Here is a 21,702-nt window from a genome sequence, read left to right on the forward strand (position 1 = left end):
TTTATTTATCTTTTAATCCAAGACCCAAATCAATGAGTTTGAGTTTCACTTCTTCCAAACTCTTGCGTCCAAGATTTCGTACTTTCATCATCTCTGCTTCAGATTTTTCTGTCAAATCATGCACAGTATTGATACCGGCACGTTTCAAACAGTTGTATGAACGCACAGACAAGTCTAGTTCCTCAATCGTACGATCCAAAATACGGTCGTCAGATTCAGTATCAGCTTCTTTCATCACTTCAGTTGACTTAGCAATCTCAGTAAGATTTGTAAACAAATCAAGATGTTCTGTCAAAATACGTGCTGAAAGCCCTAAAGCATCTTCTGGAATAATTGTTCCATTTGTCAAGATTTCAAGGGTTAATTTGTCAAATCCATCATTGCTACCTACACGAGCAGGTTCCACTTGATAGTTGACTTTTGTAACTGGTGTATAAATAGAATCTACAGCAAGTGTTCCAACTGGTGCATTATCCTTTTTATTTTCATCAGCAGGTACATATCCACGACCACTGTTAACAGTCATAGTCGCTTTTAGAGAAGAACCTTCACCGATTGTAAAGAGATAATGATCTGGATTTACAATTTCAATATCGCTATCTGTCAAAATGTCACCAGCTGTTACTTCAGCAGGACCTTCAACATCCAGTTCGATGATTTTTTCGTCTTCAACGTACGATTTCACTGCAATTCCTTTAATGTTCAGAATGATTTGCATCACGTCTTCACGAACACCTGGAACTGTGTCAAACTCATGTAACACACCATCAATGTTGATAGATGTCACAGCTGCTCCTGGTAGAGAAGCTAGAAGTACACGACGAAGAGAGTTACCAAGAGTTGTACCGTAGCCACGTTCAAGTGGTTCGATTACAAACTTGCCATAATCTTTATTTTCATCAATTTTTGTTATATTTGGTTTTTCAAACTCGATCATTTAGTTACTCCCTCTTAAACGAAAAGCAGTGTAATGCGATGATTATACACGGCGACGTTTTGGAGGACGAGCACCATTGTGTGGCACTGGAGTCACATCACGAATTGCTGTTACTTCAAGACCAGCGGCAGCAAGCGCACGAATAGCTGACTCACGACCAGAACCTGGACCTTTTACAGTAACTTCAACTGATTTAAGACCGTGTTCTTGTGCAGATTTAGCAGCAGCTTCAGAAGCCATTTGAGCAGCGAATGGTGTAGATTTACGAGAACCTTTGAAACCAAGAGCACCAGCTGATGACCAAGCAATTGCATTACCATGCACATCAGTAATCATAACAATAGTGTTATTAAATGTAGCGTGAATATGAGCAATACCAGATTCGATATTCTTTTTCACACGACGTTTACGTGTTGGTTTAGCCAAGACTTTTACCTCCTATATTATTTTTTCTTACCAGCAATCGCAACAGCTTTACCTTTACGAGTGCGAGCGTTGTTTTTAGTGTTTTGTCCACGGACAGGAAGTCCACGACGGTGACGGATACCACGGTATGAACCGATTTCCATCAAACGTTTGATGTTCAAGTTTACTTCACGACGAAGGTCACCTTCAACTTTGATTGCATCCACTTCACGACGGATAGCATCTTCTTGATCTGATGTAAGATCACGTACACGAACATCTTCTGAGATTCCAGCAGCAGCCAAAATTTTCTTAGATGTTGCAAGTCCGATACCATAAACATAAGTCAATGAGATTACTACGCGTTTGTCATTTGGAATGTCAACTCCAGCAATACGAGCCATGTTTTCTCCTTTCTATCTTATCCTTGACGTTGTTTGTGTTTTGGATTTGCTGGGCAAATTACCATAACACGACCATTACGACGAATAACTTTACAGTATTCGCAAATTGGTTTGACCGATGGTCTTACTTTCATTTCTTATCCCTCCAAGTTTTTCGATTATTTAAAGCGGTAAGTGATACGTCCACGTGTCAAGTCATATGGACTCATTTCGACAGTAACACGATCTCCCGCTAAAATACGAATATAGTTTTTACGAATTTTACCAGAAACTGTTGCTAAAATCTGATGTCCATTTTCAAGTTCAACCGTAAACATTGCATTCGGCATTGTATCAACTACTTTGCCTTCAACTTCAATCACATCGTCTTTTGCCACGCAAAAGCACCTCCATAAATTTCGATTCGATGCCTCTAGACACAGAGACAACAATTATAAGTCAGACTATCTCAGTATAACATTTGTAGCGGATTTTTGCAAGTGTGAAAAACGCTTTATTTCAAATTTGTCAATACTTTTTCGATATCTGAGAAGACATCATTGATATCTTGATTACCTTCGATGTCATGAACCAAACCTTTGGCACGGTAGTGAGCAATGATTGGTTCCCCTTGAGCAATATTCACATCCAAACGACGTTTGACTGTCTCAGGCTTATCATCTTCACGTTGGTAGTAATCTTCTTCTTTATAGTCAACTGGTGGGTTAAAGACCTTGTGGAAAGTTTCTCCAGTTACGCGGTGGATGATACGGCCACTCAAACGTTCCAAGAGGCTGTCTGGATTCACTTCGATGTTGATAACACCTTCCAGTTCGATGCCAAGTTCAGCCAATGTTTTGTCCAAGGCATGAGCTTGTTCGATTGTACGTGGGTAACCATCCAACAAGAATCCTGTTTCTTTAATATCATCTTGTGAAAGACGTTCTTTTACGATTCCATTAGTAACTTCGTCAGGAACCAATTCACCCTTGTCAATGTATGACTTAGCAAGAACACCCATTTCAGTTTGATTTGCCATAGCAGCACGGAACATATCACCTGTTGAGATATGTGCAACATGGAATTGTTCTACGATTTTTGCTGCTTGAGTTCCCTTACCTGCACCAGGTAAGCCCATAATCAAAAGATTCATGATTTGATCTCCTTATTTTATTTTTAAATAGAAGCAAAAAGTCTTTTTACCCCTATTTAAAAACAAAATAGAAGAGGGGAGACCAAACTCTCACAAATGTTAGAGTTAAACCTCCACTCCCTCAGTAATTACTGATTCAGTAATTACTTTTATTCTGTTCTGTCCATGAAACCAACATACTTACGTTTCAATAGGTAACCTTCCAATTGTTTGATTCCTTCAATACCTGTAGAGATAATGATCAAAAGACTGGTTCCTCCAAAAGCAACTGCTTCTGAAAGTCCGAAAACATCTTTTGCTACGATCGGTAAAATAGAAATCACACCAAGGAAGAGAGAACCAACAGTTGCAAGACGACGAAGAAGTTTAGACATATATTCCTCTGTACCTTTACCAGGACGAACTCCATGGATATAGGCACCGCTCTTTTGTAGGTTTTCTGCCGCTTTTTCAGGATTAATCTGTACAAACGTATAGAAGAATGTAAAGAGAATAATCAATAAAGCATACATAGCAATACCAGTTGGTGAAGTTGTTGCCAGCATTTCTTGTGCTGTTCTTACCCAAGCCCAATCATGACCTGTAGCGCTCAAAAACTGAAGAATAGCCGCAGGCGCTGCAGTAATCGAACTTGCAAAGATAACAGGGATAACTCCAGCAGGGTTTACCTTCAAAGGAAGGTAAGAGCTAGAGGGAGCTCCTTGTGCAACCTTAGTATATTGGATTGGAATTTTGTATTCTGCTTGTTGAACATAAGTTGTAAAATAAATAATCAACAATACAGTAATAATCAAAATGATTACGAAAATGATAGATGAGTTGATACGGCTACTTGGGACGTTCACAAAGTAGTCCACATAGATGCCCTGAATCATCTCTGGAATTGATGCAACAATCCCGGCAAAGATAATCATAGAAACACCATTTCCGTATCCCTTATCTGTAATTTGCTCTCCCAACCAAGTCACAATCATGCTACCAGCTGTTAAGATGATACCAATCATGATAAAGACTTGTGGAGTAAGAGCTGTTTTCAACAATTGAGCTCCAGCCAAAGTATTAAAACCAGCTGTAATCCCGATAGATTGCACAAAGGCTAGAACAAGAGCAATATAACGAGTAGCTTGATTTAATTTTCTTCGACCTACTTCCCCTTGTTTACCCCACTCTACAAATTTGGGTAAAATATCCATTTGCAAGAGTTGGACAACGATAGAGGCCGTAATATAGGGACTAACACCAAGAGCAAAAACTGAGAAGTTTTTCATGGCATTCCCTGAGACCAAGCTCAACATGTTTAAGAAGGATAATCCACTTAAAGCATTCAAGCTATTGGCATTCACACCAGGAACTGTAATACTAGTTCCGATACGAAAAACCAAAACGATAAAAATTGTAAATAAAATTTTTGATCGAACCTGCTTGACTTTAAGAGCTTCTCTTAATAATTTAAAAAACATAGGTCACCTCTCTTAGATGACTTCTACTGAACCACCTTTAGCAGTGATAGCTTCTTCAGCTGATTTAGAGAATTTAGCTGCTTTCACAGTCAATTTCTTAGTCAACTCACCGTTACCAAGAACTTTAATACCTGATTTTTCAGCTTTAACAATTCCTGCTTCGATAAGAACAACTGGAGTAACTTCAGCACCATCTTCAAAGACGTTCAATTGGTCAAGGTTCACAATTGCGTATTCTTTAGCGTTGATGTTAGTGAATCCACGTTTTGGAAGACGACGGAACAATGGAGTTTGTCCACCTTCAAAACCAAGGCGAACTCCGCCACCGCTACGAGCTTTTTGACCTTTTTGACCACGACCAGATGTTTTACCGTTACCTGATGAAGTACCACGACCAACGCGGTTACGTACTTTACGAGAACCTTCTGCAGGTTTCAATTCATGAAGTTTCATTTTTATTTTCTCCTCTTTTGTAAAATGCTAGCGCCGATAAGGGAGAAAAGGTTGTCTCCCCCATCAACTCGCCTATACGACGTCATCATAGATGACTATATCTAGTTTTAGGGGATGGTATAGTGCACATCCCCTAAAAATTCATTAGTTTACTTCTTCAACTGTTACCAAGTGAGATACTGCTGTGATCATACCACGGATAGCAGCGTTATCTTCTTTAATAACAGAGCTGTTCAATTTGCCAAGTCCAAGTGCTACAACAGTTTTACGTTGTGATGGAATGCGTCCGATTGGAGACTTAGTCAAAGTAATTTTAATTTGAGCCATTTTATCCCCTTTCTTATGCCAAATCAGAAACTGAAATACCACGAAGGGCAGCAACTTCTTCAGCGCGTTTCAATTGTTTCAAACCTTCAACAGTTGCACGAACAATGTTGATTGGAGTGTTAGAACCAAGTGATTTAGATGTAATATCTGCCACACCTGCCAATTCCACAACGGCACGAACTGCACCACCAGCGGCAACTCCAGAACCTTCTACAGCAGGTTTCAACAATACTTTAGCTCCACCGAATTCTGAAAGAACTTCGTGTGGGATAGTTGTTCCAACCATAGGAACTTCGATCAAGTTTTTCTTAGCATCATCTACTGCTTTACGGATTGCTTCTGGAACTTCTTGAGCTTTACCAGTACCAAATCCTACGCGACCGTTGTGGTCACCAACAACAACAAGAGCTGCGAAACGAAGACGACGTCCACCTTTAACAACTTTTGTAACACGGTTGACAGCAACTACGCGTTCTTCTAATTCAACTGCATTGTCTTTAAATGCCATTTTCTAGTGTCCTCCTATTAGAATTTCAATCCGTTTTCACGAGCTGCATCAGCCAAAGCTTTCACACGTCCGTGATATAGATATCCACCGCGGTCGAACACCACTTCTGAAATACCTTTAGCGTTTGCACGTTCTGCAACGAGTTTACCGACAGCAACGGCTTGTTCAGTTTTAGTTCCTTTTGAAACTTCTTTGTCAAGAGTTGAAGCACTTGCGAGCGTTACACCCGCTACGTCATCAATCACTTGAGCGTAGATGCCTGTATTAGAACGGAATACGTTCAAACGTGGGCGATCAGCAGTTCCAGAGAGTTTTCCGCGAACGCGACGGTGGCGTTTTTGGCGGAGTTTGTTTTTATCTGGTTTTGAAATCACAGTTTTCACCTCTTTAGTTTTAAATCGTGTGCTATGCACAAAGTTGGAAAATAGGTTGGTGGTTGATGATCAACCACTCAACATTATTTACCTGTTTTACCTTCTTTACGGCGAACGAATTCACCAACGTAACGGATACCTTTACCTTTATATGGTTCTGGTGAACGAAGGCTACGTACGTAAGCAGCTGTTTGACCAACTACTTCTTTTGAAATTCCGCTAACAACAATTGTTGTTGGGTTTGGAAGTTCAAAAGTAATTCCTTCTGGAGCTTCAACTTCGTCTGGATGAGATTTACCAACAGCCAAAACAAGTTTAGATCCTTGAAGTTGTGCACGGTAACCAACCCCGCGCATTTCAAGTTCTTTCTTGAATCCTTCTGATACACCAACAACCATGTTGTTCAAAAGGGCACGAGTAGTTCCGTGGATAGTTTTCATTTCTTTTGAATCGTTTGGACGGTGAAGAGTTACTTCAGTACCTTCCACACGGATTTCAATATCTTTTGAGAACTCACGAGTAAGTTCCCCTTTAGGTCCTTTTACAGTTACAACGTTGTCATTGTTAGTGATTTCAACACCAGCAGGCAACACGATAACTTTATTACCAATACGTGACATGTTTATTTTCTCCTGTTAAATTGTCAGGCCAGAACGGCCAGTTTTCACGGGGTTCAGATACTTATTTAGTTCAAGAGCTGAACTGAACACGCTCTAACGAGCTTTGTATCTTGATTTGAGTTCGAGCTAAGAATTTGGTGAAAAAGATAAGTTTGTCTTGGAGCATCGCTCCTGCTACAAACTTCCTATTTTCACTGCATTCTTTTAACGCTCTCACATCATCAATTACCAAACGTAAGCGATAACTTCTCCACCAACATTCTTTTGACGCGCTTCTTTATCAGTAAGCAAACCTTCAGAAGTTGAAAGGATAGCAATTCCAAGTCCGTTAAGAACTTTTGGAAGGTCTTCACGTTTTTTGTAGACACGAAGTCCTGGTTTAGAAACACGTTTCAAGTTAGTGATAACTTTTTCACCGTTTGGTCCGTATTTAAGGAATACACGGATGATGCCTTGTTTGTCATCTTCGATGATTTCAACGTTTTTTACAAAACCTTCGCGTTTAAGGATTTCAGCAATCCCTTTTTTGATGTTTGATGCAGGTACTTCAAGTACTTCGTGTTTAGCTTGGTTAGCGTTACGAATACGAGTTAGGAAGTCTGCGATTGGGTCAGTCATAACCATTTTGTTTTTCTCCTCTTACTAGTAGTTTGCAAGTTGCACTTGCTAGTTAATACATGATACAAAGAGCGTAACAGCAAGAGCAAAAATAGGCAATTTGATGCAGGAGCGATGCTCCAAAGCAAATTGGTCTTTTTTGCCAAAGCTGTAGCTCGTGTTCAAATTGGCAAAACCAACTGAACCCGGGCTAAACTCTGTGTGAAAAAGATAAACTTTCCTAGAAACTTCAGTTTCTTCGTCAAGTTTCCTATTTTCACTTAGAGTTTTGACGCCCTTGATATCTTAAATTACCAAGATGCTTTTGTTACACCAGGAATTTGTCCTTTGTAAGCTAATTCACGGAAGCAAACACGGCAAAGTTTAAATTTGCGGTAAACTGAATGTGGACGACCACATTTTTCACAACGAGTATAAGCTTGAGTAGAGAACTTCGCTGGACGTTTGTTCTTAGCAATCATTGATTTTTTAGCCATTAGATTTACCTCCTATATTATTTTGCAAAAGGCATTCCAAGGCCTGTAAGCAATGCACGTGACTCTTCGTCAGTGTTAGCAGTTGTTACGATAACGATGTCAAGACCACGAGTTTTGTCAACGTCATCGAAGTTGATTTCTGGGAAGATCAATTGTTCTTTCACACCAAGTGTGTAGTTTCCGCGTCCATCAAATGATTTTGTTGGAACACCGTGGAAGTCACGTACACGTGGAAGTGAAACTGAAACCAATTTATCCAAGAATTCGTACATACGTTCACCACGAAGGGTAACTTTTGCACCGATCGCAACACCTTCACGAAGACGGAAGCCGGCGATTGATTTTTTAGCTTTAGTGATAAGTGGTTTTTGACCTGAGATAAGCGCCAATTCTTCAGCAGCTTTTTCAAGGCTTTTAGCGTTTGATACAGCTTCACCAACACCCATGTTCAAAACGATCTTATCTACTTTAGGCACAGCCATCACTGATGAGTAGTTGAATTGTTCTGTCAAAGCAGGAACTACTTCATTAAGATATTTTTCTTTTAAACGATTTGCCATTATACTTCTCCTTTCCTTCGTGATTAATCAAGCACTTCGCCTGATTTTTTGTTGTAGCGAACTTTTTTACCGTCTACAAATTTGTAACCAACACGACCAGCTACACCATTTTTGTCCAAAACTTGAACGTTTGATACGTGGATAGCTGCTTCTTTCTCGATGATACCACCTTGAGGAAGTTCGTTAGTTGGACGTTGGTGTTTCTTAACGATGTTAACACCTTCAACGATAACTTTGTTTACTTTTGGAAGGGCAGTAAGGACAACAGCTTCTGTTCCCTTATCTTTACCAGCGATTACGCGAACTTTGTCGCCTTTTTTTACAAACATTAGGTTTCTCCTTGATTTTTCTTACGCCCATAAGGGCACCCTGGAGGTAAATCCAGGGGACTAGTTTGTTTCTAAAAATTAAAGTACTTCTGGAGCAAGTGACACGATCTTCATGAAGCCACCTTCACGCAATTCACGTGCAACTGGGCCAAAGATACGTGTTCCGCGAGGAGTTTTGTCTTCACGGATGATAACTGCTGCGTTTTCGTCAAATTTGATGTATGAACCATCAGCACGACGAGCACCTGATTTAGTACGAACGATAACTGCTTTAACAACGTCACCTTTTTTAACCGCACCACCAGGAGTAGCTTGTTTTACAGATGCCACGATAACATCACCGATGTTTGCAAATTTACGTCCTGAACCACCAAGAACTTTGATAGTCAAGATTTCGCGAGCACCGCTGTTGTCTGCGACTTTCAAACGAGTTTCTGTTTGAATCATTTCAGTTTTCTCCTTTCAGGTTTGATTAGATGATGACCGCTTCTTCAACAACTTCTACAAGACGGAAACGTTTTGTAGCTGAAAGCGGGCGAGTTTCCATGATACGTACGATATCGCCTTCTTTGGCAACATTGTTTTCATCATGAGCTTTGTATTTTTTAGAGTAGTTAATACGTTTACCATAGACTGGGTGGTTACGTTTTGTTTCAACTACAACTGTGATTGTCTTGTCCATTTTGTCAGATACAACACGTCCAACAAGAACTTTACGATTATTGCGTTCCATTGAAATTTCTCCTTCCCTAGTCTATTATTTCGCTTCAGATTGAACTGTTTTGATACGAGCGATTTGTTTTTTAACTTCTTTCAAGCGAGCTGTTTGTTCCAATTGACCAGTAGCAGCTTGGAAACGAAGTTCAAACAATTCTTTTTTCAATTCGTTTTCGCGCTTCGCGAGTTCTTCTTGAGAAAGACCACGAAGTTCTTTAACAAATTCTTTTACTTCATTAAGTTTCATGCCTTCTCCTTATTCTGCTTCACGTTTTACGAATTTACATTTAACTGGCAATTTGTGGCTAGCAAGACGAAGCGCTTCGCGAGCGATCTCTTCAGATACACCAGCGATTTCGAACATCACTTTACCACGTTTAACTGGTGCTACCCAACCTTCAGGTGCCCCTTTACCAGATCCCATACGCACACCGATAGCTTTAGCAGTGTATGATTTGTGTGGGAAGATTTTAATCCAAACTTTACCACCACGTTTCATGTAACGAGTCATGGCGATACGAGCAGCTTCGATTTGGCGGTTAGTGATCCAGTGGCTAGTTGTAGCTTGAAGACCGTATTCACCGAATGCTACTTCTTTTCCACCTTTTGCTTCACCGCGCATTTTTCCACGGAATTCACGACGGTGTTTAACACGTTTAGGTACTAACATTGGTTATTTACCTCCTTTAGTGTTTTTGCGAGCTGGAAGAACTTCACCACGGTAGATCCATACTTTAACACCAAGTTTACCGTATGTAGTATCTGCTTCTTCCCAAGCGTAATCGATATCTGCACGAAGTGTGTGAAGCGGAACAGTTCCTTCAGAGTATCCTTCAGCACGGGCGATATCTGCACCGTTCAAACGACCTGATACTTGAGTTTTGATTCCTTTAGCTCCAGCACGCATTGCACGTTGGATTGCTTGTTTTTGTGCACGACGGAAAGCAACACGTTGCTCCAATTGACGAGCAATTCCTTCACCTACAAGGTGAGCATCCAAATCAGGTTGTTTGATTTCGATGATGTTGATGTGTACTTGTTTTCCAGTCAATTTGTTAAGTTTTGCACGGAGTGCATCAACGTTAGCACCACCTTTACCGATAACCATACCTGGTTTAGCAGTGTGAAGTGAAACGTTAACTTTGTTTACTGCGCGTTCGATTTCGATAGTTGAAACTGCTGCGTCAGCAAGTTCTTTTTGAACGAATTTACGGATTGCAAGATCTTCATGAAGGTAATCCGCGTATTCTTTTTCAGCATACCATTTGGCATCCCAATCACGGATGATGCCGACACGCATACCAATTGGATGTACTTTTTGACCCACGATTTTACCTCCTTATTTTTCTGCAACAGCTACAGTGATGTGAGCTGTACGTTTGTTGATTGGTGAAGCTGAACCTTTCGCACGTGGACGGAAACGTTTCATAGTTGGTCCTTCGTTTGCGAATGCTTCAGATACTACCAAGTTAGCTTTATCCAAACCAAAGTTGTTTTCAGCGTTAGCTACAGCTGAGTTCAAAACTTTCAAGATGATTTCAGCAGCTTTGTTTGGAGTGAATGTCAAGATTGCGATTGCATCGGCTACGCTTTTACCACGGATGTTATCAAGAACAAGACGTGATTTACGAGGTGAAACACGTACTGTACGAGCCATTGCTTTAGCTGAAGTAATTTCTGCCATTTATGTTCTCCTTATTTTCTACGTGTTTTCTTGTCGTCTGCAGCGTGACCTTTGTAAGTACGAGTTGGTGCAAATTCACCAAGTTTGTGACCTACCATGTCTTCTTGGATGTAAACAGGTACGTGTTTACGTCCGTCATAAACTGCAATAGTGTAACCAATGAAACTTGGGAAGATCGTTGAACGACGTGACCAAGTTTTAATAACTTTTTTCTTTTCGTCGTTAGCTTGAGCTTCAACTTTTTTCATCAAATGCTCATCGACGAAAGGTCCTTTTTTAAGACTGCGTCCCATTTTTATATTTTCTCCTTTAAATGTTGTACCACAGCGGCTTGCGCTCCTATGGAGCGCTACCGAGTTGGCGGATTGATTTACTAGTTACTTAAGCGACTAGTTTAATATTATTTCTCGTTGCGACGACGAACGATAAGTTTGTCAGATTTCGCTTTCTTGTTACGAGTTTTAAGACCAAGAGCAGGTTTGCCCCATGGAGTAGATGGTGCTTTACGACCAACTGGTGCTTTACCTTCACCACCACCGTGTGGGTGATCGTTAGGGTTCATTACAGAACCACGAACTGTTGGGCGGATACCTTTCCAACGACTACGTCCTGCTTTACCAAGGTTTACAAGTCCGTGTTGTTCGTTTCCGACAACACCAACTGTAGCACGACAAGTTCCAAGAATCATACGAACTTCACCTGATTGAAGACGAACAAGAACGTATTTACCTTCAGAACCCAATACTTGAGCAGATGCACCAGCAGCACGTACCAATTCACCACCACGACCTGGTTTCAACTCGATGTTGTGGATCAAAGTACCAACTGGGATGTTAGCAAGTGGAAGAGCATTTCCGACTTTAATATCTGCTTCTGGACCTGAAACGATACGTTGACCTACTTCAAGACCTTTTGGAGCGATGATGTATGCTTTCACACCGTCAGTGTAGTGTACAAGAGCGATGTTTGCAGAACGGTTTGGATCGTACTCGATTGTTTTAACAACTGCTTCAACGTTGTCTTTGTTACGTTTGAAGTCAACCAAACGGTAGAAACGTTTGTGGCCACCACCTTGGTGACGAACTGTGATACGACCGTTGTTGTTACGACCAGCCTTGCTCTTCAATGCAACAAGCAATGATTTTTCAGGAGTGCTTGTTGTGATTTCAGCGAAATCCAAAGAAGTCATATTACGGCGACCGTTTGTTGTTGGTTTATAAACACGAATTCCCACGATATTTCCTCCTTAGATTATTCAGCTTCAGCAGCAAACAACTCGATTGCTTTAGAATCAGCTGTAAGTGTGATGATAGCTTTTTTAGTTTTGTTAGTAAAACCAGTGTAACGTCCAACACGTTTAGCTTTTGGTTTTACGTTGATTGTGTTAACATTAGCAACTTTAACACCTTCGAAAGCAGCTTCAACAGCTTGCTTGATCAAAAGTTTGTGTGCGCGAGTGTCAACTTCAAATACATATTTTCCTGCTTCAAGTTGAGCCATTGAGCTTTCAGTGATGACAGGTTTTTTGATAACATCATACAAATTCATTATGCAAGAACCTCCTCGATTTTAGAGATAGCTGCTTGAGTAACAAGAAGTTTGTCACTATTTGCGATGTCAAGAACACTTGCAGTTGTAGCAGTCGCAACTTTCACGTTTGGAAGGTTACGAGCTGAGAGAGCTGCGAATTCGTTTCCTTCTTCAAGAATAACAAGGACTTTAGAATCGATGCTCAAAGCTGCAAGAACTTTTGCAAATTCAGCAGTTTTTGGAGCTGTAAATTCAAGAGAATCAACGGCTACAAATTTATTTTCAGCAACTTTTTCTGAGTAAACAGATTTAAGCGCAAGGCGACGAACTTTTTGAGGAAGTTTGTACGCATAGCTACGTGGAGTTGGTCCGAAGACGATTCCACCACCACGCCATTGTGGAGAGCGGATAGAACCTTGACGAGCACGCCCAGTTCCTTTTTGACGCCATGGTTTGCGTCCGCCACCTGAAACAGCTGAGCGGTTTTTAACTGCGTGAGTTCCTTGACGAAGGCTAGCACGTTGGCTGATGATCACATCAAACACAACAGATTGGTTTGGTTCGATACCAAAGATTGCATCGTTAAGAACAACTTCGCCAGCTTGTTTACCAGTTTGGTCGAATAATGTTACATTTGCCATTTTGACTGTATTCCCCTTTCCTTATTATTTACCAGCTTTAACTGCTGATTTGATAGTGATAAGAGATTTCTTAGCACCTGGTACGTTACCTTTGATAAGGATAACGTTCTTTTCTGGAACAACTTGTACAACTTCAAGGTTTTGAATTGTTACGCGGTCACCACCCATACGTCCTGCAAGATTTTTACCTTTGAATACGCGGTTAGGTGCAACAGGTCCCATAGAACCTGGACGACGGTGGTAACGAGAACCGTGAGCCATTGGTCCACGTGATTGTCCGTGGCGTTTGATAACACCTTGGAAACCTTTACCTTTAGAAGTACCAGTTACGTCAACAACGTCTCCAGCTGCGAATGTTTCAACTGTGATTTCAGCACCAACTTCCAAGCCTTCAACGTTTTTGAATTCACGAATGAAGCGCTTAGGAGCCGTGTTAGCTTTCGCTACATGTCCTTTAGCAGGTTTGTTGCTCAATACTTCGCGTTTGTCATCGAAACCAACTTGGATAGCGTTGTATCCGTCTGTTTCAACAGTTTTAACTTGAAGAACAACGTTTGGAGTTGCTTCAATAACTGTTACAGGGATCAATTCGCCAGCTTCAGTGAAGATTTGAGTCATTCCCACTTTTTTCCCTAAGATTCCTTTTGTCATGAGAAAATAGTTCCTTTTCTATATTTTTTATTCAAAAAGTTTTTAACGAGCGTTTTTTATGCTCAAGTCTAAGATACAAAGGGCGTCAAACTCAAAGTGAAAATAAGAAACTGACGCAGTGTCTAGCAGACACTAGGAAGTTTATCTTTTTCACACCGAGTTTAGCCCGTGTTCAATTAGATTGAAACACCAGCCTCTGCTCTTTTATATTTTAGATTAAAGTTTGATTTCTACGTTTACACCACTTGGAAGATCCAATTTCATCAACGCATCAACTGTTTTTTGAGTTGGGTTAACGATATCGATCAAACGTTTGTGTGTACGCATTTCAAATTGTTCGCGAGAGTCTTTGTATTTGTGAGTCGCACGAATGATTGTGTAGAGGCTACGTTCAGTTGGAAGTGGGATTGGACCCGCAACTTGTGCACCTGTACGAGTAGCTGATTCTACGATTTTTGCAGCCGCTGTGTCAAGCGTACGGTGTTCGTAAGCTTTCAAACGGATACGGATTTTTTTGTTTGCCATCTTTTTCTCCTTTTCGTCTATTTAAGATAATAGGCTAGCTCCACAAGAAAACCGACGCGGCGTTGCGTGGCAATGCAACCGAGCGTGTCGCAACCTCTTGCATCAAAGCTAAGGCTGTAATTTACAGCACCATAATAGAATAACACAAAGCCCCTGCGATTGCAAGGGATTTGTTGCTGTTTTTTCGTTTTTTTACAATGAAACTGTTTTCTTTTTTTATAGGTCATTTATTTAACTATTCTCTATAGAAGAAAGTTACTCTCTCTTCACCTGTTCATAGCTTTCTTTTCCGTCATTAAGCTTATCCCAAATCACTACTTGCCCACTTTTGAGAGATTTTTGCACATCGATAATTCTTTGGTTTGAAGATCCGCGGAACTGGAGCATGAGATTTCTCTTAGTTCGATCGTATCGTCCATCTACAAGGATGTCAATTAGCGATAAGAGTTCCAGTTTATCTGGAGTTTCCAACATCATTTCTTCCCATGTATAGCCCGTCCAGGACCAGATGTCTTTTTCTGGTAATTCCTTTCGAATGCGTTTAACGAGAGGTAAGAGAATCCCCGTATTGAGGAAGGGCTCCCCTCCTAGCAAGGTCAATCCTTGAACATAAGGTTGAGCAAGGTCTGCCATAATCTGCTCTTCTAATTCTGCTGTATAGGGAATACCAGCATTAAAAGACCAAGTCGCAACATTATAACATCCCTCGCAGTGAAACATACAGCCTGATACATAGAGAGAGTTACGCACGCCTTCTCCATCTACAAAGTTAAAGGCCTTGTAGTCAATGATACGACCTTGACTAAGTTCCTCGCTTTTCCATTCTTGTGGTTTTGGATTATTCATTCGCTACCTCTATCCAATAACGCTCGACTCCATTCCTAGCATCTTCAAGAATTCCTCCATTTGCTAAAATGACTGCTCTGCTAGCAGGATTATTCACGCTACAGGTCACAAGAGTTCTCTTGATGTTCTTTTCCTTAGCAACTTGCAAGCCCTGACGGAGAGTCTCTTTAGCATAACCTTTACCTCTTTCTGATGGATGAATGGAGTAGCCAATGTGGCCAGCATAATTCAGTAACCCCTCATTCAGTCTCAATCGCAGATTCAAAAATCCTAGAGCACGACCTACATCATCAAATGATACAAATTGAATAGAAGGAACACGATTTTCAGGTAAGTTTATTCCCATCTCTTTTTGCATATTTGTTTCCAACCACTCTTCATACACAAAGTTCTCTGTATCCCAAAATCCTCCATCATGGGCTGATTGGCTTTTTTCAAACTCTGCCATCATCTCTAAAACTGTTTCTTTATCTGCTAATCTTGGTCTGCGTAGTTCCATCCTTACCTCCCACTATGAGAAAAGTGAGAGCTGACTCTCATACTCTTCGAAAATCTCTTCAAACCACGTCAGCGTCGCCTTACCGTAGATATATGTTACTGACTTCGTCAGTCTTATCTACAACCTCAAAGCAGTGCTTTGAGCAACCTGCGGCTAGCTTCCTAGTTTGCTCTTTGATTTTCATTGAGTATCACTTTTATTTTTTCTTGTTCTTGTTTAAAAATTGTTCTCTGAGGCTGAGCAAGCGTTCTTTTTTACCAGCTCCACCTTTAGAGTGTTTCTCATGATAACGGGTCACTTGTGCGCGGCCCTTATCGTCTAATTGATATTTTCCCATTTCATTTCTTTCTAATTTGTTACTTGATGCCCAGCTATTTTAATCGTTGAGCCATTCATGTGTTTGACACGCGCAGCGATTTCCTTGTGACGTCCATTGACCATCGGACGCGCTTGAGGATTGCCTAAATAGCCACAAGTTCGTTTAACAACGTCTACTGTTTTAGGGTCGCTATTCCCACAGTTTGGACAAGCAAATCCTCTCTCAGTTGGTTCAAAATCCCCTTCAAAGTCACACTTGTAGCAACGGTCAATTGGAGTATTAGTCCCCAGATAACCCACACGGTCATAGGCATAATCCCAGACAGCTTCCAGGGCCTTTGGATTTTGTTGAAGAACTGGATACTCACAATAATGGATGAAACCACCTGACGCACCTGCTTCTGGATAGACTTTCTCAAAGTCTAATTTTTCAAACGGTGTTGGATTTTTACGAACATCGTAGTGGAAAGAGTTAGTGTAGTATTCCTTGTCCGTAATATCAGGAATAGAGCCGAACTTTTCTGTATCTAGTCGGCAGAAACGGTCTGTCAAACTTTCAGATGGTGTTGAGTAGATAGAGAAATGGTAGCCATATTGGTCAGACCACTCTTCTACACGGCGTTTCATATCTCGAATAATGTCTAGCGTGAATTCCTTAGCATCTGGATTGCTTTCCCAGCTATTACCAAAGAAAACAGTCGCCACTTCGTACAAACCGATATAGCCCAGCGAAACAGTTGCGCGACGATTCTTAAAGAGCTGGTCAACACTTTCTTCTTTACCTAGACGATGGCCAAAAGCACCGTACTGATAGAGGATAGGAGCATTGGCTGGTGTCGCCTCTTTAGTGCGTTCGACACGATAAACAAGAGCATCTTCAGCGATGTTCATACGTTCGTTGAAGATTTCCCAGAACTTATTCATGTCGCCCTCAGACTCGAGAGCAATACGAGGCAGGTTAACCGTCACAACACCCAGATTCATGCGACCTGAATTAACCTCGACACCATTCTCATCCTTCCATCCTTGAAGGAAAGAACGACAACCCATAGGAACTTTGAAAGAACCTGTCAACTCAACAATCTTATCATAGGACAAAACATCTGGGTACATCCGCTTGGTTGCGCACTCTAGAGCCAACTGCTTGATGTCGTAGTTGGGTGTCCCTTCCTCTAAGTTGAGTCCTCTTTTAAGCGTGAAGATAAGTTTAGGGAAGATAGCTGTGCGGTGTTCTGAACCAAGTCCCTTGATTCGGATGTTCAAGATAGCTTTTTGAATTTCCCGCTCAAAACGATTGGTTCCCAGACCAAAACCTAGCGAAGTAAAAGGTGTTTGCCCATTTGAAGTGAAGAGGGTGTTGATTTCATACTCAAGAGATTGCATGGCATCGTAGATGTCTTTCTGCGTTTTCTTCCAAGCGTAATCTTCCCGTTTTTCAGGCAAGACCCACTCTTCTGCATCTTTGAGGTGTTTTTGGTAATTCTTCTCTGCATAAGGCGCCAAGACTTCATCTATACGGTCAGCTGAACAGCCTCCATACTGGCTAGAAGCAACGTTGGCAATGATTTGGGAAATCTGAGCTGTTGCAGTCTGGATAGACTTAGGACTTTCTACCTCCGCATTTCCAATCTTAAAACCATTTTCCAACATACCCTTGAAATCAATCAAACAGCAGTTGGTCATAGGTGTATAGGGACTGTAGTCCAAATCGTGATAGTGGATATCCCCTTTTTGGTGGGCATTGGCTACGTGCTTAGGAAGCATTTGCAGTCCGATTGATTTCCCAACAATCCCTGCTGTCAAATCACGCTGGGTGTTGAAGACATCGCTGTCTTTATTAGCATTTTCATTGACAACTGCCTGGTCTTTGTTGAGAAGTTTATGGATACTAAAGTTGATATCTGTCGCTTTTGAGCGCTCAAAATCCCTTTGTGTCCGATAAGTGATATACTCTTCAGCCAGCCCATATTCTTTAGCTTCAAGGAGTTCATGTTCTACGATATTTTGAATTTCGTAAATCTTAACCCCCTTTGGAAAGCGACTATGAATTTCTGTGACAATTCGCTCGGTCAGAGCATTGAGGCGCTTTTCAACCAAGGGTGTCACATCCATAACCTTGTCAGCCGCCTTGTGGAGAGCCTTATCAATCTTGTCCACATCAAATACAACACGTCTCCCATCTCGTTTCTCGACGAAGAGAGTTGGCAAAATTGTAATTTTTTCTTCTAGTGCAATCATATGCATGCTCTTTTCTAAAATGTTCTTTCTAAAAAGTATTATACCACTCTAAAAAGAAAAATCAATATCTTGTGTTAAAAATCCTAAAATTTTTAAAAATACACAAGATATTGATTTAGTTATTTAATTTTATAGACTTTAAACTCTGAGTAATCTGTCTTTACTGGTTGATAATTTTCTTTTAAGAGTGTTTCCACTTCAGACCAGACTGCCACCTTATCGTTTACCACAATCACCTTGGGTTGTTTTTCTTTCAAGTCATTGAGTAGCTTATTCCGATTTTCCTCAGTTGCTGTATAGTGCAACGGGGACAAAATAGCCGATGGCGACAAGCGCTCACTCTTACGATAAAGAGTTGCAGTATCATCCCATGCATAGATAGCATCTTCCGTACTTGTCTCCTCTTTCACCAAATCAGCAAGACGCTCACGTTCTTGATAAGGTACCGGATAAAGGATAAACCTCATCAAAAAAGGAACAGCCAAAAGATATAACAAAGTTAAAATCGGTAGGTAAAGATTTCCTTTAGTATAGCGATGCCAGAGACTAACAGGCTCTTCTCTGCGTCTTCTTCTAACGCTACGACCACTCTGTTGCCCCTTGATATTGGACACTAAAAGCAGAAGAAAGACAGGGAAAATGAGCATCAAACGGGATGCATGTAGAGGATCCTGTGTAAAGAAAATCACTACCAAACCTAAAATCAGGAACAAACTCGCAGGCACTGAGATGACATATAGTTTAGAGGATTTAGATTGAAAGAGACCTAAAAAGATAAAAACCAAAACTCCCATGCCAAGAGCCAACAACCCATAAAACAAAACATTTTCTAACAATGCCGAAACAGAAACCAAACGAATGGAATGAATTGGATACAAAATTCCACTAATCGCATCCTCAAAACTTCCTGTTGCAACACTATAATAGGCAGTTGGATAAAAGACAAGTGAAAAACCTAAAGCCACTGCAAGAAACTGATAAAATCCATGTGCAAAGCGTCTATGCCCAAGGTTAAAGACCAACAAGCCTAAACTCACTACAGCAATAAACAGGAGCGATGCCAAGGGAGCAAAGAAAAATCCTCCTGCCAAAGCCAGCCCAATCCGTACAAATCCCTTATCATGGCTTGGATTGCTTAGGTAAGCCGCAACTAAACTAAAGGCCGCGAATAAGAATGGAAGCGCTAAAAGAGTCGCATAACCTCCACCAAACGCAAGACCTGTAACTAGCATATAAAAAATAGTCACCAGTTGTCCAGCTTGGTCTCCTTGCTTTGTCAAGGTGTCTGCCGATCGAAAGAGAAAAAATCCTCCTGCTACCAAGGCTAACCACTCAAAGATGGCAAAGAGAAATCCGCCCTGAGTCACGTAAGTCAGCAAATAATAAAGCAAACCTTGACTTCCATAATAGTCGCTGTAAATTTTTCCTGTCTGATGAAGCGCCCAACCTGCATAAAAATCCTGCACTTCCTGTGCACTCATTAAATCGAGTAATAGCGGTACTCCTAGAGTTATCCCCGTTACAAGCGTACTCCATAGTAAAATTTTTACCAAAGGAAGACGACTTGATTCACGATGATGCGATTCTTGTTCGATTTGGTATTCTAGAGGTTCACGATTCTCCTGATGAACTTCTTCTACTCTACCATACACACTCATATCGTTTCTCCTATTCAATTTATCTGTCTTAGTATATCAAAAAGTCCTAGGATTGTCAGCTTACGATGGGTGTTTGAGTGATTTTTTGCATAGTTTCACAAAGGTTTCAATTTCTCGAAATCGGTGTAAATGTGTCTGTTTAAATGTCATGATATAGTTCAATTCTTTCTGGGTCATCATCTTTCCTCCTGCATCTTCTTATTCGTAAAAGACAAGAAAAATAGGACTGGTTTGTGTCCTCAGTCCTAGATTTCTTATAAGATAGGGGCGAATAACTGGGCAATTTCCTTAATCAATTTCTGATACCAGCTGTTTTTTATCGTATGAGGGAAAATTTCTTGCGATACCGAAAAAATCTCTTGAAAATCTTTTTGAATCTCAGTGATTGATTCTGTTTTATATAGCAAGACTGCATTTTCATAGTGGTGAAGCAAACTTCTGTAATCTAAGTTAATGGTTCCAACTGCAGCAAAGTCCTTATCCACTAAGATTTGTTTACTGTGGATAAAGCCTGGACTATACTCAAAAATCCTTACTCCTGCTGACAACAAATCTGGATAGGCCCCTCTTGTGATAAGTTGAATCAATTTTTTATCCGGAATGAAAGGTGTCACGATACGGACATCAACACCCCTCATGGCCGCATTTTTAATACTCTCTGTTAAGTCATAGTCAATAATCAAATAGGGTGTTGTGATATAGACTGAATCAGTAGCCTGATTAATCAAACTTTGATAGACTTTTTTCCCTACCTGGGTACGGAAGATGGGCTTGGGTCCACTACCGTAAGGAATGCAGAGCCCTTGGCCAGAACAAGGCTGATTTTCCAAGTGATACTGGTCAAAATCGCTGATTTCCCCACGATTAATGTACCAAGTCATCAAAAAGAGACGGGTGAGAGCCTTGACACCAGGGCCATCTAAGCGAATCCCACTGTCCTTCCAGTAGCCAAAACGTTCTACATGGTTGATATACTCATCAGCTAAGTTAATACCTCCTGTATAGGCTACCTGACCATCTATGACAAGGATTTTCCGATGGTCCCGATTGTTGTAAGCCACCGTCAAGCGAGGAACCACCTTGTTAAATTTATGGGCTTCAATTCCTCGACTACGAAGCTGAATAGTATAGTCTCCAGGCAAAGTCGCCATACAGCCGATATCATCATAGAGCATCTTGACCTCTACACCCTGAGCTGCCTTTTGCTCTAGTATGTCTAGTATGCTATTCCACATCAAACCTTCTTCGACAATATAGTACTCTAGAAAGATAAACTTTTCAGCTTTCTTGAGGTCTTCCAACATATATTGCCACATACTTTCACCCGAAGAAAAGAATTGTGAGTCTGTTCGATCATAGACATCGGCATTGCTATCCATACTTAACAACGATTTGATAACTCCGTAAGCTGCCTTATCATCTTCCTTCAATTTCTGGCGGAGAGCTTTACTGTTATCCTCCCGAAAATGCATAGAACCAAGTTTGTCCAACTGTTTGATTTCTTTTTTGGATAATCGTCTTTCACCAAACATCAGATAGAGCAAAGGACCAATAACAGGAACAAAAGTCACCACTAACCACATCACTTTACTATCAGGTGTCATTGAACGATTGACAATTGCGACAATAGTCGCCATACTCATAAAAATTAAGACAATTACCCATAGAATAGGGGCCATACGCCCTAAATAGAGAAAGAGACCAAAAACAAGAAAAAGTTCAAGTAGCATAATCGAAAGACTAAAGCCATACTTGGACATCAATAATTGAAATTTTCTATATTTCATATCCC

The 21,702-nt window shown here is 40.8% G+C and carries 35 protein-coding genes; all 35 read right to left on the reverse strand.

From position 1 onward, the window contains the following. Nucleotide 1 precedes the first annotated feature (1 nt). A complete protein-coding gene (locus tag CYK16_RS02365; protein WP_000568988.1) occupies nt 2-937 on the reverse strand; it encodes a DNA-directed RNA polymerase subunit alpha in 936 nt (311 codons plus the stop codon). A 42-nt stretch (nt 938-979) separates the two neighbouring features. Further along, nucleotides 980-1,363 carry a 30S ribosomal protein S11 gene (gene rpsK / locus CYK16_RS02370; protein WP_001118385.1) on the reverse strand — a complete coding sequence of 128 codons (384 nt, stop codon included), beginning with the start codon at nt 1,361-1,363 and terminating at the stop codon, nt 980-982. 17 nt (nt 1,364-1,380) lie between these two features. Continuing rightward, on the reverse strand, nt 1,381-1,746 hold the full coding sequence (rpsM, locus tag CYK16_RS02375) for a 30S ribosomal protein S13 (RefSeq protein WP_000090781.1): 366 nt from the start codon (nt 1,744-1,746) through the stop codon (nt 1,381-1,383). Between the two features lie 17 nt (nt 1,747-1,763). Further along, a complete protein-coding gene (gene rpmJ, locus CYK16_RS02380) occupies nt 1,764-1,880 on the reverse strand; it encodes a 50S ribosomal protein L36 (protein WP_001808836.1) in 117 nt (38 codons plus the stop codon). 24 nt (nt 1,881-1,904) lie between these two features. Next, complete coding sequence (gene infA / locus CYK16_RS02385) at nt 1,905-2,123, reverse strand: translation initiation factor IF-1 (protein ID WP_001029883.1); 219 nt, start codon at nt 2,121-2,123, stop codon at nt 1,905-1,907. A gap of 116 nt (nt 2,124-2,239) precedes the next feature. Then, nucleotides 2,240-2,878, reverse strand: coding sequence for an adenylate kinase (locus tag CYK16_RS02390; protein WP_001050436.1), 639 nt, complete (start codon nt 2,876-2,878; stop codon nt 2,240-2,242). Nucleotides 2,879-3,027: 149 nt separating this feature from the next. Then, nucleotides 3,028-4,338 (reverse strand): preprotein translocase subunit SecY, encoded by a 1,311-nt coding sequence (gene secY / locus CYK16_RS02395; protein ID WP_000465403.1) that lies wholly within the window; start codon nt 4,336-4,338, stop codon nt 3,028-3,030. A gap of 12 nt (nt 4,339-4,350) precedes the next feature. Beyond that, nucleotides 4,351-4,791 carry a 50S ribosomal protein L15 gene (rplO, locus tag CYK16_RS02400; protein ID WP_000766088.1) on the reverse strand — a complete coding sequence of 147 codons (441 nt, stop codon included), beginning with the start codon at nt 4,789-4,791 and terminating at the stop codon, nt 4,351-4,353. 144 nt (nt 4,792-4,935) lie between these two features. Then, the gene (rpmD, locus tag CYK16_RS02405; RefSeq protein WP_000057241.1) at nt 4,936-5,118 is read right to left on the reverse strand and encodes a 50S ribosomal protein L30; all 183 of its coding nucleotides are present in this window, start codon (nt 5,116-5,118) and stop codon (nt 4,936-4,938) included. 13 nt (nt 5,119-5,131) lie between these two features. After that, a complete protein-coding gene (gene rpsE / locus CYK16_RS02410; RefSeq protein WP_000874202.1) occupies nt 5,132-5,626 on the reverse strand; it encodes a 30S ribosomal protein S5 in 495 nt (164 codons plus the stop codon). Between the two features lie 17 nt (nt 5,627-5,643). Next, nucleotides 5,644-6,000 (reverse strand): 50S ribosomal protein L18, encoded by a 357-nt coding sequence (gene rplR / locus CYK16_RS02415; protein WP_000624044.1) that lies wholly within the window; start codon nt 5,998-6,000, stop codon nt 5,644-5,646. An 83-nt stretch (nt 6,001-6,083) separates the two neighbouring features. Further along, a complete protein-coding gene (rplF, locus tag CYK16_RS02420) occupies nt 6,084-6,620 on the reverse strand; it encodes a 50S ribosomal protein L6 (protein WP_000086626.1) in 537 nt (178 codons plus the stop codon). Nucleotides 6,621-6,845: 225 nt separating this feature from the next. Further along, nucleotides 6,846-7,244, reverse strand: a complete 399-nt coding sequence (gene rpsH / locus CYK16_RS02425) for a 30S ribosomal protein S8 (protein WP_000245504.1) — start codon at nt 7,242-7,244, stop codon at nt 6,846-6,848. 284 nt (nt 7,245-7,528) lie between these two features. Next, nucleotides 7,529-7,714, reverse strand: a complete 186-nt coding sequence (locus CYK16_RS02430; protein WP_001085697.1) for a type Z 30S ribosomal protein S14 — start codon at nt 7,712-7,714, stop codon at nt 7,529-7,531. A 17-nt stretch (nt 7,715-7,731) separates the two neighbouring features. After that, nucleotides 7,732-8,274: a 50S ribosomal protein L5 gene (gene rplE, locus CYK16_RS02435; RefSeq protein ID WP_000013542.1), complete on the reverse strand. Its 543-nt coding sequence runs from the start codon at nt 8,272-8,274 to the stop codon at nt 7,732-7,734. Nucleotides 8,275-8,297: 23 nt separating this feature from the next. Further along, complete coding sequence (gene rplX, locus CYK16_RS02440) at nt 8,298-8,603, reverse strand: 50S ribosomal protein L24 (protein WP_000497691.1); 306 nt, start codon at nt 8,601-8,603, stop codon at nt 8,298-8,300. Nucleotides 8,604-8,681: 78 nt separating this feature from the next. Further along, nucleotides 8,682-9,050, reverse strand: a complete 369-nt coding sequence (gene rplN, locus CYK16_RS02445) for a 50S ribosomal protein L14 (RefSeq protein ID WP_000616545.1) — start codon at nt 9,048-9,050, stop codon at nt 8,682-8,684. 25 nt (nt 9,051-9,075) lie between these two features. Next, nucleotides 9,076-9,336 (reverse strand): 30S ribosomal protein S17, encoded by a 261-nt coding sequence (rpsQ, locus tag CYK16_RS02450; protein ID WP_000440801.1) that lies wholly within the window; start codon nt 9,334-9,336, stop codon nt 9,076-9,078. A gap of 24 nt (nt 9,337-9,360) precedes the next feature. Beyond that, entirely contained in the window at nt 9,361-9,567 is a 207-nt protein-coding gene (gene rpmC / locus CYK16_RS02455) for a 50S ribosomal protein L29 (protein ID WP_000772918.1), read from the reverse strand. Nucleotides 9,568-9,576: 9 nt separating this feature from the next. Next, nucleotides 9,577-9,990: a 50S ribosomal protein L16 gene (gene rplP / locus CYK16_RS02460; RefSeq protein ID WP_000960946.1), complete on the reverse strand. Its 414-nt coding sequence runs from the start codon at nt 9,988-9,990 to the stop codon at nt 9,577-9,579. A gap of 3 nt (nt 9,991-9,993) precedes the next feature. Then, the gene (gene rpsC / locus CYK16_RS02465; protein WP_000529936.1) at nt 9,994-10,647 is read right to left on the reverse strand and encodes a 30S ribosomal protein S3; all 654 of its coding nucleotides are present in this window, start codon (nt 10,645-10,647) and stop codon (nt 9,994-9,996) included. A gap of 12 nt (nt 10,648-10,659) precedes the next feature. Continuing rightward, nucleotides 10,660-11,004: a 50S ribosomal protein L22 gene (rplV, locus tag CYK16_RS02470; RefSeq protein ID WP_000818137.1), complete on the reverse strand. Its 345-nt coding sequence runs from the start codon at nt 11,002-11,004 to the stop codon at nt 10,660-10,662. A gap of 11 nt (nt 11,005-11,015) precedes the next feature. Continuing rightward, nucleotides 11,016-11,297, reverse strand: a complete 282-nt coding sequence (gene rpsS / locus CYK16_RS02475) for a 30S ribosomal protein S19 (protein ID WP_000533766.1) — start codon at nt 11,295-11,297, stop codon at nt 11,016-11,018. Nucleotides 11,298-11,404: 107 nt separating this feature from the next. Then, nucleotides 11,405-12,238 (reverse strand): 50S ribosomal protein L2, encoded by an 834-nt coding sequence (gene rplB / locus CYK16_RS02480; RefSeq protein ID WP_000512911.1) that lies wholly within the window; start codon nt 12,236-12,238, stop codon nt 11,405-11,407. A 17-nt stretch (nt 12,239-12,255) separates the two neighbouring features. After that, entirely contained in the window at nt 12,256-12,552 is a 297-nt protein-coding gene (locus tag CYK16_RS02485) for a 50S ribosomal protein L23 (protein WP_001055347.1), read from the reverse strand. After that, a complete protein-coding gene (gene rplD, locus CYK16_RS02490) occupies nt 12,552-13,175 on the reverse strand; it encodes a 50S ribosomal protein L4 (RefSeq protein ID WP_000024549.1) in 624 nt (207 codons plus the stop codon). Before rplD ends, CYK16_RS02485 begins: the two co-directional genes overlap by 1 nt. A gap of 24 nt (nt 13,176-13,199) precedes the next feature. Beyond that, nucleotides 13,200-13,826, reverse strand: a complete 627-nt coding sequence (gene rplC, locus CYK16_RS02495) for a 50S ribosomal protein L3 (protein ID WP_000160197.1) — start codon at nt 13,824-13,826, stop codon at nt 13,200-13,202. Between the two features lie 216 nt (nt 13,827-14,042). Next, nucleotides 14,043-14,351, reverse strand: a complete 309-nt coding sequence (gene rpsJ / locus CYK16_RS02500) for a 30S ribosomal protein S10 (RefSeq protein WP_001284513.1) — start codon at nt 14,349-14,351, stop codon at nt 14,043-14,045. Nucleotides 14,352-14,368: 17 nt separating this feature from the next. Continuing rightward, nucleotides 14,369-14,578, reverse strand: a complete 210-nt coding sequence (locus CYK16_RS10690; RefSeq protein ID WP_180948736.1) for a hypothetical protein — start codon at nt 14,576-14,578, stop codon at nt 14,369-14,371. A gap of 28 nt (nt 14,579-14,606) precedes the next feature. Next, nucleotides 14,607-15,197 (reverse strand): anaerobic ribonucleoside-triphosphate reductase activating protein, encoded by a 591-nt coding sequence (gene nrdG, locus CYK16_RS02505; protein WP_060805947.1) that lies wholly within the window; start codon nt 15,195-15,197, stop codon nt 14,607-14,609. Then, entirely contained in the window at nt 15,190-15,696 is a 507-nt protein-coding gene (locus CYK16_RS02510) for a GNAT family N-acetyltransferase (RefSeq protein ID WP_060805946.1), read from the reverse strand. The genes nrdG and CYK16_RS02510 overlap by 8 nt, the downstream gene beginning before the upstream one ends. Before the next feature lie 196 nt (nt 15,697-15,892). Continuing rightward, nucleotides 15,893-16,033, reverse strand: a complete 141-nt coding sequence (locus tag CYK16_RS02515) for a hypothetical protein (RefSeq protein WP_000521621.1) — start codon at nt 16,031-16,033, stop codon at nt 15,893-15,895. An 11-nt stretch (nt 16,034-16,044) separates the two neighbouring features. Then, nucleotides 16,045-18,252, reverse strand: coding sequence for an anaerobic ribonucleoside-triphosphate reductase (gene nrdD / locus CYK16_RS02520; RefSeq protein ID WP_060805945.1), 2,208 nt, complete (start codon nt 18,250-18,252; stop codon nt 16,045-16,047). Nucleotides 18,253-18,371: 119 nt separating this feature from the next. After that, on the reverse strand, nt 18,372-19,910 hold the full coding sequence (locus tag CYK16_RS02525) for a hypothetical protein (protein WP_060805944.1): 1,539 nt from the start codon (nt 19,908-19,910) through the stop codon (nt 18,372-18,374). Nucleotides 19,911-20,164: 254 nt separating this feature from the next. Further along, complete coding sequence (cls, locus tag CYK16_RS02535; protein ID WP_060805942.1) at nt 20,165-21,697, reverse strand: cardiolipin synthase; 1,533 nt, start codon at nt 21,695-21,697, stop codon at nt 20,165-20,167. Nucleotides 21,698-21,702: the final 5 nt, after the last annotated feature.

This window comes from Streptococcus oralis subsp. dentisani (assembly GCF_002860905.1).
Taxonomy (GTDB): Bacteria; Bacillota; Bacilli; order Lactobacillales; family Streptococcaceae; genus Streptococcus; species Streptococcus oralis_BA.

What these genes read in the sequence shown, in the direction of transcription:
- CYK16_RS02515 (WP_000521621.1), bottom strand. Translation starts at nt 16,033, where the DNA reads ATGGGAAAATATCAATTAGACGATAAGGGCCGCGCACAAGTGACCCGT.
- rpsJ (WP_001284513.1), bottom strand. Translation starts at nt 14,351, where the DNA reads ATGGCAAACAAAAAAATCCGTATCCGTTTGAAAGCTTACGAACACCGT.
- CYK16_RS02390 (WP_001050436.1), bottom strand. Translation starts at nt 2,878, where the DNA reads ATGAATCTTTTGATTATGGGCTTACCTGGTGCAGGTAAGGGAACTCAA.
- rpsH (WP_000245504.1), bottom strand. Translation starts at nt 7,244, where the DNA reads ATGGTTATGACTGACCCAATCGCAGACTTCCTAACTCGTATTCGTAAC.
- rplD (WP_000024549.1), bottom strand. Translation starts at nt 13,175, where the DNA reads ATGGCAAATGTAACATTATTCGACCAAACTGGTAAACAAGCTGGCGAA.
- rplP (WP_000960946.1), bottom strand. Translation starts at nt 9,990, where the DNA reads ATGTTAGTACCTAAACGTGTTAAACACCGTCGTGAATTCCGTGGAAAA.
- rpsQ (WP_000440801.1), bottom strand. Translation starts at nt 9,336, where the DNA reads ATGGAACGCAATAATCGTAAAGTTCTTGTTGGACGTGTTGTATCTGAC.
- rpmJ (WP_001808836.1), bottom strand. Translation starts at nt 1,880, where the DNA reads ATGAAAGTAAGACCATCGGTCAAACCAATTTGCGAATACTGTAAAGTT.
- nrdG (WP_060805947.1), bottom strand. Translation starts at nt 15,197, where the DNA reads ATGAATAATCCAAAACCACAAGAATGGAAAAGCGAGGAACTTAGTCAA.
- CYK16_RS02430 (WP_001085697.1), bottom strand. Translation starts at nt 7,714, where the DNA reads ATGGCTAAAAAATCAATGATTGCTAAGAACAAACGTCCAGCGAAGTTC.
- rplE (WP_000013542.1), bottom strand. Translation starts at nt 8,274, where the DNA reads ATGGCAAATCGTTTAAAAGAAAAATATCTTAATGAAGTAGTTCCTGCT.
- secY (WP_000465403.1), bottom strand. Translation starts at nt 4,338, where the DNA reads ATGTTTTTTAAATTATTAAGAGAAGCTCTTAAAGTCAAGCAGGTTCGA.
- CYK16_RS02525 (WP_060805944.1), bottom strand. Translation starts at nt 19,910, where the DNA reads ATGAGTGTGTATGGTAGAGTAGAAGAAGTTCATCAGGAGAATCGTGAA.
- cls (WP_060805942.1), bottom strand. Translation starts at nt 21,697, where the DNA reads ATGAAATATAGAAAATTTCAATTATTGATGTCCAAGTATGGCTTTAGT.
- rpmC (WP_000772918.1), bottom strand. Translation starts at nt 9,567, where the DNA reads ATGAAACTTAATGAAGTAAAAGAATTTGTTAAAGAACTTCGTGGTCTT.
- rplX (WP_000497691.1), bottom strand. Translation starts at nt 8,603, where the DNA reads ATGTTTGTAAAAAAAGGCGACAAAGTTCGCGTAATCGCTGGTAAAGAT.
- rplC (WP_000160197.1), bottom strand. Translation starts at nt 13,826, where the DNA reads ATGACAAAAGGAATCTTAGGGAAAAAAGTGGGAATGACTCAAATCTTC.
- rplN (WP_000616545.1), bottom strand. Translation starts at nt 9,050, where the DNA reads ATGATTCAAACAGAAACTCGTTTGAAAGTCGCAGACAACAGCGGTGCT.
- CYK16_RS02365 (WP_000568988.1), bottom strand. Translation starts at nt 937, where the DNA reads ATGATCGAGTTTGAAAAACCAAATATAACAAAAATTGATGAAAATAAA.
- rplV (WP_000818137.1), bottom strand. Translation starts at nt 11,004, where the DNA reads ATGGCAGAAATTACTTCAGCTAAAGCAATGGCTCGTACAGTACGTGTT.
- rplO (WP_000766088.1), bottom strand. Translation starts at nt 4,791, where the DNA reads ATGAAACTTCATGAATTGAAACCTGCAGAAGGTTCTCGTAAAGTACGT.
- rpsE (WP_000874202.1), bottom strand. Translation starts at nt 5,626, where the DNA reads ATGGCATTTAAAGACAATGCAGTTGAATTAGAAGAACGCGTAGTTGCT.
- nrdD (WP_060805945.1), bottom strand. Translation starts at nt 18,252, where the DNA reads ATGATTGCACTAGAAGAAAAAATTACAATTTTGCCAACTCTCTTCGTC.
- rpsM (WP_000090781.1), bottom strand. Translation starts at nt 1,746, where the DNA reads ATGGCTCGTATTGCTGGAGTTGACATTCCAAATGACAAACGCGTAGTA.
- rpsS (WP_000533766.1), bottom strand. Translation starts at nt 11,297, where the DNA reads ATGGGACGCAGTCTTAAAAAAGGACCTTTCGTCGATGAGCATTTGATG.
- CYK16_RS02485 (WP_001055347.1), bottom strand. Translation starts at nt 12,552, where the DNA reads ATGAATTTGTATGATGTTATCAAAAAACCTGTCATCACTGAAAGCTCA.
- rplF (WP_000086626.1), bottom strand. Translation starts at nt 6,620, where the DNA reads ATGTCACGTATTGGTAATAAAGTTATCGTGTTGCCTGCTGGTGTTGAA.
- rpmD (WP_000057241.1), bottom strand. Translation starts at nt 5,118, where the DNA reads ATGGCTCAAATTAAAATTACTTTGACTAAGTCTCCAATCGGACGCATT.
- CYK16_RS10690 (WP_180948736.1), bottom strand. Translation starts at nt 14,578, where the DNA reads ATGACCTATAAAAAAAGAAAACAGTTTCATTGTAAAAAAACGAAAAAA.
- CYK16_RS02510 (WP_060805946.1), bottom strand. Translation starts at nt 15,696, where the DNA reads ATGGAACTACGCAGACCAAGATTAGCAGATAAAGAAACAGTTTTAGAG.